This is a genomic window from Aeromonas sp. 9A (assembly GCF_963900955.1).
Lineage (GTDB): Bacteria > Pseudomonadota > Gammaproteobacteria > Enterobacterales > Aeromonadaceae > Aeromonas > Aeromonas salmonicida.
Map to the genome: position 1 here is coordinate 901,180 of NZ_CAWRFG010000001.1, position 14,247 is coordinate 915,426.

Genomic DNA, 14,247 nt, shown 5'->3' on the forward strand with positions numbered 1-14,247 from the left:
CTCACCGGGTATGAGACAACAGAGCCATTTCTCGCGTATTTATCGACAAGGAGTCACTCATGACCATGTGGACAGGCATAGTCCTGATCGTCTTTATCAGCATGCTGTTCGGCTATCTCACCAAACGTGCCCGTTACCAGCTGGGAGATGCCCGCATCACTGACCGCCTCGGCAAGCAGGATGTGATCATCAACAAGTTGCAGGAGCGTATTGCCAACCTGGAAGCCATCGTCATCGAAGAGGAGAAGCGTCGCCCCTTCAAGGACCTCTGATCCGGCGACCTCGGCGGCAAACCGGCCAGCCTGGCGCTGCAAGGGTTTGCCGCTTCTCCCGCAATCCTTCCCCTCCCCCATATAGCCCCAAAAACTAAATTCACAGCAGGATCAGCACCCTGTCTTAGATTGCTGCATTTTTCGCCAACCTGGCTCAATCCCTGCTCTGTCATTGTCATCAGCCGTACCGGAGAGTGACATCATGATCAGCACCCTGCTTCCCATCGCCTCGATAGCCCTCAAGCTGGGCAGCTATCTGCTGAGCAGCAATGCCAAAGCCCAGCCCGAACCTGAGCCGGTACAGGAAGAACGCCTGCCCCCCACAGTCCAGAGCCTGTTCCAGCGGCTGGGGGTCAAGGATGCCGACAGCGAGCAGAACCGCCCCGCCATCAACCAGTTTATGAGCGAGCTGATGCAGACCCTGGGTCAGGAAAACAATGGCCACTCTCTGACCGAGGCCATAGACACAGCCCGCAACCAGCTCGCTAACGGCACCCAGAGCACCCGCTTGGATGCCCTGCAAAGCAGACTCGATACCCTCAAGGGCACACTGGGCAACAGCGATCTGAACCTGGATCAACTGCTAAGCGCCTTCAAGCAGACCCTGCCCAATGGCAAGGGCGAAGGGGTCGGCAAGCTGCTCAATGCCAGTGCCTGATTGAAAATAAACACATAAAAACGGCAACCTCGGGGGTTGCCGTTTTTGTCGGCCCGGATCGCAGGATGCAACGCTAGGGTAGTGAAGGAGGTGGACTCAGCATCGCCTCCGCTATCTCTACCTGCCCACGCGCTTGCAAGGTGTCTGCCGCGCCCTGACGATCCGCCTCCGCCTTGTTTTGACTCAGTTTGAACTTGCCGACCAGCTCGGTTATCTCGATTTCGATACCAACAACAGCCTGCACCATGGCCTCAATATATTCCCTCGGCGCATCCGCCATCTTCCAGGGGGCGGGCTCGGCGGCCTCATGACGCCGTGTCAGGTTCGCCAGCAGACGGCGAACGAAGCGCGCATCATCGTGGATACGAATTCGGCCATGGGCGTGTACCACGCTGTAATTCCAGGTCGGCACCTGCTGGTGATGCACTTGCTTGCTCGGATACCAGCTGGGGGAGATATAGGCATCTGCAGCCTTGAAGATCACCAACACCTCGTCGCCATTGCTGGCCTCTTGCCAGAGCGGGTTGTTGCGGGCGACATGGGCGCGCAATACGCCCTGCTCGCCACTGCCGGCGTCCAGCTCGAACGGCAGATGGTTCGCATCCAGCCCCCGCTCACCGTGGGTGATCAGGGCCCCCAGCGGGTGAGCCAGGATCAGTTGGTGCAGCGACGCGAGGTCGGGTGTTTCGAAATGGGATGGCAGATACATGCTGGCTCCTTTATCCGGGGTAGTGTGTCCGTACGCAATGTCTCGAGATCATGCCCCGCCTGGCGAGCGCCGTCATCTCGAATCTGCCTGCCGGCATCCCACGAGAGCCTTGATCGTCTGAGGCTGGCAACGACCATCAGGCGCTCAACACCAGCACTTCACTGCACACCAGATTTAACACCGTATGCTGGTGAAGCATCAGGTCAAATGACGAGTGATGACATGGATCCCCCTCATATCATCGTCCCCCACTCAGGCTGAAACGCCTTTGGCGAGATAACCAATGTGATAGACGTCGGCCCCTGCCGGTATCGTCGGCGGCAGCGACGGCAGGAGATCCACCTCCAGCCATTGCCAACGGGAAACATCCCATCCGCTCAGCATGGCCCCGGTTTGCAGCTCGGCCAGGCTGCAATGCGGCGCAATGCAGGTGCGCCGCAAGATGGCCACCCTGGCCTGGTCAAGCGCCTCCATCTGCGGGGCTGACAGCAGATGCCAGGTCTCGATATGGGGCCAGCCAAACTGCCTTGTGAGCGCCGCGAAGCCCTCGCTGACAAGGAAACTGTGCATCGCCTCGACGCTTTGCCACACATAGAAGGGGGCATAGCGATTCTCCCGGCATGGCAGCGCGGCCTCGTCATGGCGGCCATAGAGATAGGCCTTGAACAGCAAGCCGGGGAAGCCGTCGAGTTTGGCGCCATTGCTGGCGATACGCTCTTCGATAAGCCACATGTCGTAATCCGCCGGCAGGGTGAATCTGTAATGCATGGCGATCATAAGATCACCTCCTGCCGAAACATGAGACCTCGTCCGAAACTCCACTCCTCGCTGCCGTTCAGCTGAATGACCACCATGAGGTTGTCGGGGTGAATGCCCATGTCTGCGTGCAGACGCTCGGCAAGCCGCAGATAGAGCCGCTGCTTGACCTCAGTGCTGCGCGGCTTCCCCGCCAGGATCTGGAAGAGGATGAAGTCTCCGTCCCGGCGGCCGGTCTGATAGTGGGGATGATAAACAAGCGCCTTGGCTGGCAAGGCCTCCAGGATCTGGAATTTGTCCTCCCGCGGTACATCAAACACCTCCACCAGGGTCTCATGATAGAGATCGGAGACTTGCTGCAGGCGCGCGTCACTCATCCCCTCGCGCAGAGTGATACGGGTCAGCGGCATGGGTGCGGCTCCTCACGACTGGGCAGGTAGCTCACAGCGGTGACCGCCGCAGGCAATCCGGCGTAGAAAGCGAGATGGGTGAACAGCTCCTCCAGCTGCTCCCGTGTCAGGCCGTTATGCTGGGCAAACGCTATGTGCCACGGCAGCTGTTGCACCCGGCCCAGCGACGCCAGTATGGCCAGGGTGATCAGGCTGCGTTCACGCGCAGACAATGCGGGTCGCTGCCAGATATCGCCAAACAGCGTCTCTTCCGCCAGCTGGGACAGTCTCGGCGCTGCCCGCGCCAGGTCGTCACGATCAAGAACAGGATGGGTCATGGCAATCTCCTTGGTTGGTGAAGCCACTCTCTATCACTGCTACAATTTTAAAAATCAAAACGTTCAAGACAAACAATCCCGATTATCAGGACTATCATGCAACCCCTTCCCCTGAACCTGGATCTCGATGCTCTGCGCAGCTATGTCCTTGGACTGGACTGTGGCAGCTTTGCGCTGGCGGCGCAGCGGCTGTGCCGTTCCACCTCGGCGGTCAGCGCCCAGTTGAAAAAACTCGAACAGCAATGCGGTACCGAACTGGTCATGAAGAGGGGCCGCCACCTGGTCCCAACGGCCAGTGGCGAACGACTGCTGGGATATGCCAAACGGCTGCTTGAGCTCAATGACGAAGCCGTGCTTGCCCTGAAAGGGGAACTGCTGCAAGGGGAGATCAGGCTGGGGGTTCAGGAAGACTTTGGTGAATCCCTACTGCCCGCCGTGCTGGGCCCCCTCTGTCGTCAGCACCCCGCGCTTCGCATGACGACGCGCATCGATCGCAATGCACAGCTGATGAAAGGGATCAGGGAGGGAACCCTCGACATGGCCCTGGCCTGGCAGCACCCGGAAGAGAAGATGGACGCCCATCTCATCGACTTGGTGTCACTCCAGTGGATTGCTCACCCGAACTGGGATCCGGCGCCCCTGCTGGCACGCGGAGAGCCCTTGCCCCTGGTGCTCTTCGATGCCCCCTGCCTGATGCGTTCACGAGCCCTCAAGGCTCTGGACGATGCAGGTATCCCGTGGCGCATCGCCTTCACCAGCCAGAGCCTGGGCGGGATCTGGGCGGCCTTGCAGGCAGGGCTCGGGATCACAGTGCGCTCTGCCATCGGTATGCCGGCGTCTCTCTCCCCGTTGGCCGATGCGCTGCCGTCGCCGGGCACGCTGGGGGTCGTACTGCTGGGAGCAGGCAATGGATCCGGTGAGGCCGAACGCCAGTTGCAAAGCCTGCTCACCCAGGCGGTGCAGCGGGCCCATGCCACGCACCAGAGCTGAGGATACGGTCTCTTTTTCCTGGCATCTGGGCAGGCAATCCCCCTCCCCTTCATTCATCATCAGGCAAACAAAAAACGGCAACCTCTGGGGTTGCCGTTGTTCACTAGTCCGGGCAGGTTCGACTTAACCCGCCCGTTTGGCCAGCCACTGTTCGGCGGCGGTGAGGGCCGCATCCACCAGCTCGCGGGCGACGCCGCCTTTGGCGACCCGCTTGGCCAGCGTCGCTTCCAGCTCCAGGTTGGGATAGACATCCTCGCCGATGACGGGGCTGAAGCGCTGGAACTCGGGCAGCGAGAGATCTTCCAGCGGCTTCTTCACCTCAAGCGCATAAACCACAGTCTCGCCGACGATATGGTGCGCCTCACGGAAGGGTATCCCTTTGGCCACCAGATAGTCCGCCAGCTCGGTGGCATTGGCATAGCCGCCCTGGGCCGCCGCCTTGGTGCGCTCGACGTTCACCTTCAAGTCGATCAGCACCAGCGCCGCCATGTCGAGGCAGTCGTGCCAGGTGTCGAGGGCATCGAACAGCCCTTCCTTGTCTTCCTGCATGTCCTTGTTGTAGGCCAGCGGCAGCGCCTTCAGGCTCATCAGCATGCCCATCTGGGCGCCGACTACCCGCCCTGTCTTGCCACGGATCAGCTCAAGCGCATCCGGATTCTTCTTCTGCGGCATCAGGGAGGAACCCGAGGTGACCGCATCGGACAGCTCGACAAAGCCCGCCTCGCCCGTGTTGTAGAAGATAAGGTCTTCGGCAAAGCGCGACAGGTGGGTCATGGAGAGGGACGCCACGTGCATCAGCTCCACCACGTGATCCCTGTCCGATACCGAATCCAGGCTGTTGCGGGTGGCGCCGCCAAAGCCCATATCCAGCGCCAGCGCTTCACGGTCAATGGCATAGGCGGTTCCGGCCAGGGCGCCGCAGCCGAGCGGGCTGGTGTCGAGGCGCTTCAGGGCATCCTGCAGACGGGAATAGTCCCGCTCCAGCATCTCCACATAGGCCAGCGCCCAGTGGGCGAAGGTGACAGGCTGGGCGCGCTGCAAATGGGTGTAGCCCGGCAGCACGGCAGCCTGATTGGCACGGGCAGAGGCAACCAGCCCGGATTGCAGAGCACTGATGGATCCGAGCAGCAGCTCCCCTTGCGCCTTGCACCAGAGTTTCAGGTCGGTGGCGACCTGATCGTTGCGCGAGCGGCCGGTGTGCAGCTTCTTGCCAAGATCGCCGACGGCGGCGATCAGCTGACTTTCGACCCAGGAGTGAATATCTTCGGCATCGGAATTGAGGATCTGGTGGGGATCCTGCTGCACCGAGGCGAGCAGCACTTCCATCGCCTGTTGCAGCTTTCCTTGCTCGTCGGCGGTCAATACGCCCACTTTCACCAGCGCCTTGGCCCAGGCCATGGAGCCCTGGATATCCTGCTCCGCCAGCCGGTAATCGAACCGCAGCGAATCGTTGAACTGCTTGAACCTGCTATCGGCTCCCTGACTGAAGCGTCCACCCCAAAGTGCCATACTGCTCTCCTTGAATGCGTTGTCGGCGGCGTCTTGCGCCGTCGAGCTTGAAATCGTGCCCTGTTTTTCTGCGAGCCTGTTATCTCACAGAAGCGGCCGAGGCGCTGCCGCTCTGCTCACACCCCACCATATGGGAGGGCTGATAAAAGAGGGGGCCATGCCCCCTCACCAGTATCAACGGATTGGCGTCAGCTTAGCCGTGGGTATGGTCACCGCCGATCGCCTGATGCTGCTCCTTCATGGCGCGGATCCGGCTGGCCAGGGTGTAGAGACGGATAAAGCCTTCTGCATGGCTCTGGTCATACACTTCATCGGCACCGAAGGTGGCGAAGTCTTCGGAGTAGAGGCTGTTCGGCGACTTCTTCTGCACCGCAGTGACCTGACCCTTGTACATCTTCAGAATGACTTCACCGTCGAGATCCTCGGCGATGGCATTGGCGGAGGCGACGATGGCCTTGCACAGCGGAGTGAACCAGCGACCGTCATAGACCAGGTGAGAGAACTCGGCACCCAGCTTTTCCCGCCAGGCGCGAGTCGGTCTGTCCAGTACCAGCTCTTCCACCGCGCGCAGTGCCGCCACCATGACGGTACCGCCCGGAGTTTCGTAGCAGCCACGGGACTTCATGCCCACCATGCGGTTTTCGGTGATGTCGATCCGGCCCACGCCGTGCTTGCCGGCACGCTCGTTCAGGGTGGTCAGGATCTGGTGCGGGCTCAGCGGCTGGTCGTCCACGGCAACCACTTCGCCTTTGGCGACGGTCAGCTTGACGTATTCCGGCTCGTTCGGTGCCTGCTCGGCAGAGACTGTCCACTGCCAGACCGCTTCGGACGGCTCGTTCCAGGTGCTCTCCAGCTCGCCACCCTCGGTGGAGATGTGCCAGGCGTTGGCATCACGGCTGTAGATCTTCTTCAGGGTCGCCTTGCAGGGAATGTCGCGGGCTTCCAGATAGGCCAGCAGATCTTCCCGGGAGCGCATGTCCCACAACCGCCAGGGGGCAATCACTTTCAACTGGGGTGCCAGGGCAGCCACGGCACCTTCGAAACGCACCTGATCGTTGCCCTTGCCGGTACAACCGTGGGAGATGGCATCGGCGCCTTCCGCCAGGGCCGCTTCCACCATCGCCTTGGCAATGATGGGACGGGCCATCGAGGTGCCCAGCAGGTAGGTGCCTTCATAGACGGCGCCGGTTTTCAGGGTCGGATAGACGTACTCTTTGACGAACTCTTCCCGCAGATCCTTGACGATGCATTTGACCGCGCCGGACGCGATGGCCTTCTGCTCTATCCCTTCCAGATCGTCACGCTCCTGACCCACGTCGGCGACGAAGGCGATGATTTCGGCATCGTAGTGCTCTTTGAGCCAGGGAATGATGGCCGAGGTATCCAGTCCGCCCGAGTAAGCCAGTACGATCTTGTTGATTCCGCTCATTTTACTTCTCTCCATGATGATTCGATAAGGTGTTGTAATTCAGGGTCGGTGGCCGCGTTGCTTATTCCGCTACTTGTTGCCAAGCAGGGTCAGCAGTACGGCGTTCTGGATATGCATCCGGTTCTCTGCCTCATCCATGATGAGGGAAGCAGGCCCGTCCATGACGTCGGAAGTGACCTCCAGCTCCCGGTGCGCCGGCTGGCAATGCAGCACGTGCTGGATGCCGGTGCGCTCAAGCAGGGCCTGGTTGATCTGATAAGGCATGAAGATATCTTTTACCTGCTCCATTGGTGTGTTGTCACCCATGGAGACCCAGGTATCGGTATAAACCACGTCAAACCCTTCAATGTCGCCCACGTCATCGCTGATGTGAATGGTGGCACCGGAATCGGCCGCCAGCGCCTGGGCCTGCAGGAAGATCTGGGTATCCGGGCCATAGCCTTTCGGGCAGATCAGAGTCACGTCTGTACCCAGAGTGGCCCCCAGCAGCAGCAGAGAGTGGCTGACGTTGTTGCCATCGCCGAGGTAGGCAAGCTTCACCTTCGACAGATCGTCGTAATGCTCGGCAATGGTCATAAAGTCGGCCAGCCCCTGACAGGGGTGGTAAAGATTACACAGGCTGTTGACCACGGGCACAGAGCCGTAGGCTTGCAGGTCAACCAGGGTCTGGTGATCGAATACCCGCGCGACGATGGCGTCACACCAGCGGGACAGGTTGGCGGCGAAATCCTTCACCGATTCCCGCTTGCCCAGGGCACCGTTCTGTTGATCCAGATAGACGCTATGGCCGCCCAGTTTGGCGATGCCGATGTCGAAGGTCACCCGGGTGCGTAAAGAAGGCTTCTCGAACAGGGTAACCACACTCTTGCCCGCCAGCGCCTGGCTGTACTTTTTCGGGTCGGCCTTGACCGCTTTCCCCAGCGCGATCAGCGCCTCGATTTGAGCCTTGCTCAGATCGCTATCTTTCAGAAGATGTTGCATCGGAGGTTCCTTTTTCCAGCCAGGGTTAGAGGGTGACTTGGGTGCCGACGGCACCGCCAGCCAGCAGCTTGAGCAGTTGATCCGGGTAACGCCAGCTGGCGACACAAACCGGCTTGCCGAGCGTCTCGGCGGCGTGCAAGGCGGCTTTCACCTTGACCGCCATGCCATCGCTGATCACGCCCTTCTCCATCAGATCCAGTGCGGTTGCCTTGTTCAGCTGCGGCACCAGCTTGCCCTTGCCATCCAGGATGCCGCTCACGTCCGACAGCATCACTAGATCGGCGCCGAGCGCCTCGGCGATGGCGGTGGCAGCCTGATCCGCGTTGACGTTCATCAGCTGGCCGTCGGCCGTGATGCCGATGGAGCTCACCACGGGCAGGAAGCCCTGCCCCAGGATACCGGTCACCAGTGCCGGGTTGCCCGGCTGGCAATCACCGACCGCACCGAGATCCGGATCGAGCTGGGTCACCTGGCACAGACCGCCATCGGCGAGGCACAGACCCACGGCCGGAATGCCGGTGGCAATGGCCTTGGCCATCATCTGCTTGTTGGCCGTCCCGGCCAGCGCACCCGCAATGAAGGGGATCTGCTCGAACGGGGTGACCCGCAGGCCGTTCTTCTTGGTGGAACTCAGGCCCAACCCCTTGAGCAGGTCATCCACCAGACAGCCGCCACCGTGCACCAGCACCAGGGGTCTGTGTTGCTCATCCAGAAACGTTTTGAGGGTGCCGAACAGGGCTGTCAGCGCCTCGTCGTTCTCGATCAGGGCGCCACCCAACTTGATAACCAGTGTCTGCTTGTCCATATCTCTCAATCCTTTCTTAAATCAGGCCGGTGGCCGGGTCAAAACCGAATTTAATATTTATGCATTGCATTGCCTGGGAGGCAGCGCCCTTGAGCAAGTTGTCGATGGCAGAGACCACCACCAGCATATTGCCCTGCTGCTGCCAGGCGATATCGCAGTAGGGAGTGCTTGCCACGCCACGGATGGAGGGCATCTGGCCAGTGAGGCGCACCAGGGGTTTTCCTTCGTAGGCCTTGAGGAATGCCTGATCCACCTGGGTCGGCGTCACGCCATCCGCCAGCTGCACATAAATGGTGGCCAGGATGCCGCGCACATAGTTGCCAAGGTGGGGCTGGAACAACACCTCCTTACCCAGGTGGTGGCTGATCTCCGGCTGATGCCTGTGGTTGAAGGTGCCGTAGGGACTCAGGCTCACTTCGCAAAAACTGGTATTGATGGCGGCCTTGCGACCGGCCCCGGAGACGCCGGATACCGCATTGATGATGGGCTGCCACCCCTCGGCAATCAGACCGGCCTGTTGCAGCGGTTTGAGGGCGCACAGAGAAGCAGTCGGGTAGCAACCTGGCACAGCAATCAGCTGGGCGGCGGCAATGGCATCGCTGTTCCATTCCGCCAGACCGTAGGCGGCCTGCTCCAGCAACTGCTCGTTCTCGTGGGTGAAGCCGTAGAAGGAGGAGTAGAATTGCTGGTCCTTGACCCGGAAGGCGCCGGAGAGATCGAACACCGGCAGCCCCTTGGCCAGGAACTTGGGTGCGAGCTCGGCACTCACCTCATGGGCGGTCGCCAGCAACACCAGGTCGGCCTGGGTCAGGATCCGGGTCATGCCATCTTCATCCAGCGGCAGCAGCGGCTGATCCAGCGCGCCGACCCACTGGGGATGCAGAGAAGAGAAGCGCTTGTGGGCATCCTGGCTGCCGGCGGAAACATAGAGACCGAACAGCTTGAGTTGAGGATGGTTCTGGACCAGTGCGGCCAGTTCGGCTCCCGCGTAGCCACTGGCACCGACGATAACGGTGTTAAGCATTTTTGAGTATTCCAAGTCAGAGTTCGAAATTCACAGCATGGCGCTGCAGACAGTGCAAGGGGTGAGGAACCGCCCCTTCAATGCAACGAGTGCGGAGGGGCAATTCAGGCGGGGTTGTGTCGTCGGTTATAGATCAGGTGACAGAACATTAACTTTCCCTTACAACTAGAAGCCTTGTTGATGAGCCACGAATTCAGGCAAACTAACAGAATATTCATGCACTCACTTTGCATTTGTATTTTCTAACAGAAACGTTCCGGGGACGCAAGGAGCAGCTGATGGCCAATCTGGATTTTTTTGCACTTTATAAGAACATTATTGCGATTCCCTCTATTAGCAGCACAGATCCGCACTGGGATCAGAGCAACGAGGCGGTGATCCGGCTGCTGGCCGACTGGTTCGGCCAACTCGGCTTTCAGTGTGAAGTGACGGCGCTGCCGGAGCTGCCCGGCAAGTTCAATCTGGTGGCCACCATAGGCCAGGGAGAAGGCGGCCTGCTGCTGGCGGGCCACACTGACACAGTGCCGTTCGATGAAGGGGGCTGGAGCAAGGATCCCTTCAAGGTGACCGAAGAGGGCAACCGCCTGTACGGCCTCGGCACCATCGACATGAAGGGCTTCTTCGCCTTCATAGTGGAAGCGCTCAAAGAGATCGACCTCACCAAACTCACCAAGCCGCTGCGCATTCTGGCCACCGCTGATGAAGAGACCACAATGGCGGGGGCACGCGCCATCGCCGCCGCGGCCGAGATCAAACCCGACTATGCGGTGATCGGCGAACCGACCGGGCTGGTGCCCGTGGTGGCCCACAAGGGCCACATGTCGGAAGCGATCCGCATTACCGGCAAGAGCGGTCACAGCTCGGATCCCGCCAACGGCGTCAATGCGCTGGAGATCATGCATCAGGCCATGGGGCGGGTGCTGCGCCTGCAACTGCGTCTGGAAGAGACCTATGCCGACTACCGGTTCGCGGTGCCGCAACCCACGCTGAATCTGGGATACATACATGGGGGAGACAGCCCGAACCGCATCTGCGGCTGCTGCGAGCTGCACATCGACATGCGTCCCACCCCGCAAGTGGGGCCGGACGAGCTGATGGGCATGCTCAAAGAGGCGCTCGCGCCCATAGAGGTTCACCAGCCAGGCTGCCTGCACCTGCAACACCTGCACGAGCCCATTCCCGCCTATGCCTGCGCGGACGACTCAGTACTGGTGCGCGAGGCGGAGCAGGCAAGCGGACACAAGGCGGAATCGGTGAACTACTGCACCGAAGCGCCCTTTATCCAGCAGTTGGGATGCCAGACAATTGTGATGGGCCCTGGTCACATAGCCCAGGCCCACCAGCCGGACGAATACCTGGATCTGTCGTTCGTCAAACCCACCACGGCAGTGCTCCAACACCTGATCCGCCGGTTCTGCCTGTAAGCCATAGGGTATGTAAGTAAGTTACTGACAGTCTGCCCAGGACAGGTGAAGGAAATACATGTTCTGAATCGGCCTGTTATTTGACCTTGCGCAGACAATCTGGGTAGATTGTCACCCTAAGATGACGGAGCATATGTTGTAATCACACAACAATAAGTGAGGCTGTCTCTCACCTCGGATGGAGAGAGACACCAACCAGATAAGGATGTGGAATGAACGAAAAGTACGCCGCTCTACGCGCCAACGTAGGCATGCTGGGTCAACTGCTGGGCAAGTCCATCAAGGATCATCAGGGACAAGCCTTCCTCGACAAGATCGAAACCATTCGCCAGTTGGCCAAGTCCTCCCGCAAAGGCAATGAGGCAGACCGGGAACGTCTGCTCGAAACCCTGCGCACCCTGAGCGATGACGAGCTGTTGCCGGTGGCCCGCGCCTTCAGCCAGTTCCTCAACCTGGCCAACGTGGCCGAACAGTTCCACACCATCTCCCGCCGCTGCGAAGAGCAGGTCTGCACGCCGGATCCGCTGGAGCAGATGTTCGCCAAACTCAAGGCATCCAACCTGTCGCAGGAGGCCATCATCCAGGCCGTGCGCGAGCTGGATATCGATCTGGTGCTGACCGCTCACCCGACCGAGGTGACCCGTCGAACCCTGATCCACAAACACGTCCAGCTCAACGACTGCCTGGAAGCGCTGGAACTCTCCGATCTGCTGCCCCGCGAGCGGGACAAGATCCTCAATCGCATTGAACAGCTGGTCAATCAGGCCTGGCACACCAACGAGATCCGCGAGCAGCGCCCGACCCCGGTAGACGAAGCCAAGTGGGGCTTCGCAGTGGTGGAAAACAGCCTCTGGCCGGCCATTCCCGAATTCATGCGCAATCTGGACGAACGTCTGCAACAGCACCTGGGTGTGCGGCTGCCGCTGGATGCCGCGCCGGTCAAGTTCACCTCCTGGATGGGCGGTGACCGCGACGGCAACCCCTTCGTCACGGCCAAGGTGACCGCAGAGGTACTGGAACTGGGCCGCTGGATGGCGGTGAGCCTTTTCTACAAGGACATCAAGGAGCTCACCTCCGAGCTCTCCATGTCCGACTGCACCGACGCCGTACGCGAGCGGGTGGGCGATCACCCCGAGCCCTATCGCGCTCTGGTGCGCGAGCTGCGTGAAGCGCTGCGCGAGACCCAGGAATACCTTACCGCCAAGGTGCAGGGTCAGGTGAGCGAGAGCCGCGACCTGATCACCACCACAGCCCAGCTGCGCGAGCCGCTGGAGCTCTGCTACCACTCAATGCACGCCTGCGGCATGGGCAACATCGCCGACGGCATGCTGCTGGACGTGCTGCGCAAGCTGGCCTGTTTCGGCATCCATCTGGTCAAGCTGGACATACGTCAGGATGGCGAGCGCCACGGTCAGGTCTTCTCCGAGCTGACCCGTTATCTGGGCATGGGCGACTACGCAGAGTGGAGCGAAGACGACAAGCAGGCCTTCCTGCTCAATGAGCTCAACTCCCGCCGCCCCCTGATCCCGACCGACTGGGAGCCGAGCGACGAGACCCGCGAGACCATAGACACCTGCCGGGTGATCGCCCAACACGACCCGGATGCGTTCGGCATCTACATCATCTCCATGGCGGGCGCCCCGTCCGATGTACTGGCGGTACAGCTGCTGCTGAAAGAAGCCGGTTGCAAGTTCCGCATGCCGGTCGCCCCCCTGTTCGAAACCCAGGAAGACCTGATGGCGGGCACCGCCGTGATGGAGCGCCTGTTGTCGGTGGACTGGTATCGCGGTTATATCCAGGGTCGCCAGTACGTGATGATCGGCTACTCGGATTCCGCCAAGGATGCAGGCATGATGGCCGCAGGCTGGGCCCAGTACGCTGCCATGGAATCTCTGGTGGCACTGGCCGAAGCCAGCAATCTGCGCCTGACCCTGTTCCATGGCCGTGGCGGCACCGTCGGCCGTGGCGGCGCCCCCGCCCATCAGGCGATCCTCTCCCAACCGCCGGGATCCCTGCGCGGTGGGCTGCGAGTGACCGAACAGGGCGAGATGATCCGCTTCAAGTTCGGTCTGCCGAAAGTCGCCATTCACAGCCTGAACCTCTACACCAGCGCCGTGCTGGAAGGGAACCTGCTGCCGCCGCCCAAGCCCAAAGAGAGCTGGCGCGCCGTGATGGAGCAACTTGCCACCGTCTCCTGCGATCACTACCGCAGCATAGTGCGCGGTCATCCGGACTTCGTGCCCTACTTCCGCGCCGCCACTCCTGAAATGGAACTTGGCAAGCTGCCGCTCGGCTCACGCCCGGCCAAGCGCAAGCCCAACGGCGGCGTCGAGAGTCTGCGCGCCATCCCCTGGATCTTCGCCTGGACCCAGAACCGGCTGATGTTGCCGGCCTGGCTTGGCGCCCACAAGGGGCTGGAGCATGCCATCACGGACGGTCAGAAGAGCGTGCTGGAAGAGATGAGCCGCCAGTGGCCCTTCTTCCGCACCCGCCTCGAGATGCTGGAGATGGTATTCCTCAAGGCCGACCTCTGGCTGGCGGAGTACTACGACACCCGTCTGGTACCGCAAGAGCTGTGGAATCTGGGCAAGCAGTTGCGCCAGGAGCTTGCCGACGCCATCCAGATCGTGCTGCAGCTGCGCCCACAAGGGGACCTGCTGGACGACCAGCCCTGGATCAAGGAGTCCATCAATCTGCGCAACCCCTACACGGATCCCCTCAACGTGCTGCAGGTCGAACTGCTGGGACGCTCGCGCAACCATACCGAAACCCTGCATCCCGAGCTGGATCAGGCGCTGATGGTCACCATCGCCGGTATTGCCGCAGGCATGCGCAACACGGGTTGATTGACAGCAGGCTTTAGCCATCTCGATCAAACCAAAGGGCGCCTCAGCGCCCTTTGTTGTTTTCTTGCAGCTAGACACAGGTGGTGGCCTGATGATAAGAGCGACAAGAGACAAGGT

Annotated in this window: 14 protein-coding genes; 5 read left to right on the forward strand and 9 right to left on the reverse strand. The window is 60.7% G+C overall.

All coding sequences use genetic code 11. The features are described 5' to 3' along the window. Positions 1-59: 59 nt before the first annotated feature. Both AACX78_RS04445 and AACX78_RS04450 read left to right on the forward strand, forming a co-directional pair. Positions 60-272: a hypothetical protein gene (locus AACX78_RS04445; protein WP_099991557.1), complete on the forward strand. Its 213-nt coding sequence runs from the start codon at positions 60-62 to the stop codon at positions 270-272. Between the two features lie 202 nt (positions 273-474). After that, a complete protein-coding gene (locus AACX78_RS04450; RefSeq protein WP_159165496.1) occupies positions 475-930 on the forward strand; it encodes a hypothetical protein in 456 nt (151 codons plus the stop codon). Positions 931-1,003: 73 nt separating this feature from the next. Here AACX78_RS04450 and AACX78_RS04455 read toward each other — a convergent pair whose 3' ends face one another. The 4 genes from AACX78_RS04455 to AACX78_RS04470 form a co-directional block, all read right to left on the reverse strand. After that, a complete protein-coding gene (locus tag AACX78_RS04455; protein ID WP_159165497.1) occupies positions 1,004-1,639 on the reverse strand; it encodes an FMN-binding negative transcriptional regulator in 636 nt (211 codons plus the stop codon). Positions 1,640-1,891: 252 nt separating this feature from the next. Then, positions 1,892-2,416 carry a DUF4865 family protein gene (locus AACX78_RS04460; protein ID WP_159165498.1) on the reverse strand — a complete coding sequence of 175 codons (525 nt, stop codon included), beginning with the start codon at positions 2,414-2,416 and terminating at the stop codon, positions 1,892-1,894. After that, the gene (locus AACX78_RS04465; protein ID WP_159165499.1) at positions 2,413-2,805 is read right to left on the reverse strand and encodes a tautomerase family protein; all 393 of its coding nucleotides are present in this window, start codon (positions 2,803-2,805) and stop codon (positions 2,413-2,415) included. Before AACX78_RS04465 ends, AACX78_RS04460 begins: the two co-directional genes overlap by 4 nt. Further along, a complete protein-coding gene (locus tag AACX78_RS04470) occupies positions 2,796-3,122 on the reverse strand; it encodes a carboxymuconolactone decarboxylase family protein (RefSeq protein WP_059168822.1) in 327 nt (108 codons plus the stop codon). The genes AACX78_RS04465 and AACX78_RS04470 overlap by 10 nt, the downstream gene beginning before the upstream one ends. A gap of 96 nt (positions 3,123-3,218) precedes the next feature. Between AACX78_RS04470 and AACX78_RS04475 the strand changes: the two genes are divergently transcribed. Then, the gene (locus AACX78_RS04475; protein ID WP_159165500.1) at positions 3,219-4,112 is read left to right on the forward strand and encodes a LysR substrate-binding domain-containing protein; all 894 of its coding nucleotides are present in this window, start codon (positions 3,219-3,221) and stop codon (positions 4,110-4,112) included. Positions 4,113-4,235: 123 nt separating this feature from the next. Here AACX78_RS04475 and argH read toward each other — a convergent pair whose 3' ends face one another. The 5 genes from argH to argC form a co-directional block, all read right to left on the reverse strand. Beyond that, positions 4,236-5,621 carry an argininosuccinate lyase gene (gene argH, locus AACX78_RS04480; protein ID WP_111588055.1) on the reverse strand — a complete coding sequence of 462 codons (1,386 nt, stop codon included), beginning with the start codon at positions 5,619-5,621 and terminating at the stop codon, positions 4,236-4,238. Between the two features lie 193 nt (positions 5,622-5,814). Then, positions 5,815-7,050 carry an argininosuccinate synthase gene (locus AACX78_RS04485; protein ID WP_005313759.1) on the reverse strand — a complete coding sequence of 412 codons (1,236 nt, stop codon included), beginning with the start codon at positions 7,048-7,050 and terminating at the stop codon, positions 5,815-5,817. Positions 7,051-7,119: 69 nt separating this feature from the next. Further along, positions 7,120-8,031, reverse strand: coding sequence for an ornithine carbamoyltransferase (locus tag AACX78_RS04490; RefSeq protein ID WP_201302779.1), 912 nt, complete (start codon positions 8,029-8,031; stop codon positions 7,120-7,122). A 25-nt stretch (positions 8,032-8,056) separates the two neighbouring features. After that, positions 8,057-8,836 carry an acetylglutamate kinase gene (argB, locus tag AACX78_RS04495; protein ID WP_058395388.1) on the reverse strand — a complete coding sequence of 260 codons (780 nt, stop codon included), beginning with the start codon at positions 8,834-8,836 and terminating at the stop codon, positions 8,057-8,059. Positions 8,837-8,852: 16 nt separating this feature from the next. Then, positions 8,853-9,860 carry an N-acetyl-gamma-glutamyl-phosphate reductase gene (gene argC / locus AACX78_RS04500; protein WP_021139683.1) on the reverse strand — a complete coding sequence of 336 codons (1,008 nt, stop codon included), beginning with the start codon at positions 9,858-9,860 and terminating at the stop codon, positions 8,853-8,855. A gap of 278 nt (positions 9,861-10,138) precedes the next feature. Here argC and argE point away from each other — a divergent pair, with 278 nt between their 5' ends. Beyond that, positions 10,139-11,284: an acetylornithine deacetylase gene (gene argE / locus AACX78_RS04505; RefSeq protein ID WP_021139684.1), complete on the forward strand. Its 1,146-nt coding sequence runs from the start codon at positions 10,139-10,141 to the stop codon at positions 11,282-11,284. A gap of 212 nt (positions 11,285-11,496) precedes the next feature. Beyond that, positions 11,497-14,130 (forward strand): phosphoenolpyruvate carboxylase, encoded by a 2,634-nt coding sequence (gene ppc / locus AACX78_RS04510; protein ID WP_021139685.1) that lies wholly within the window; start codon positions 11,497-11,499, stop codon positions 14,128-14,130. The last annotated feature ends 117 nt before the right edge of the window (positions 14,131-14,247 follow it).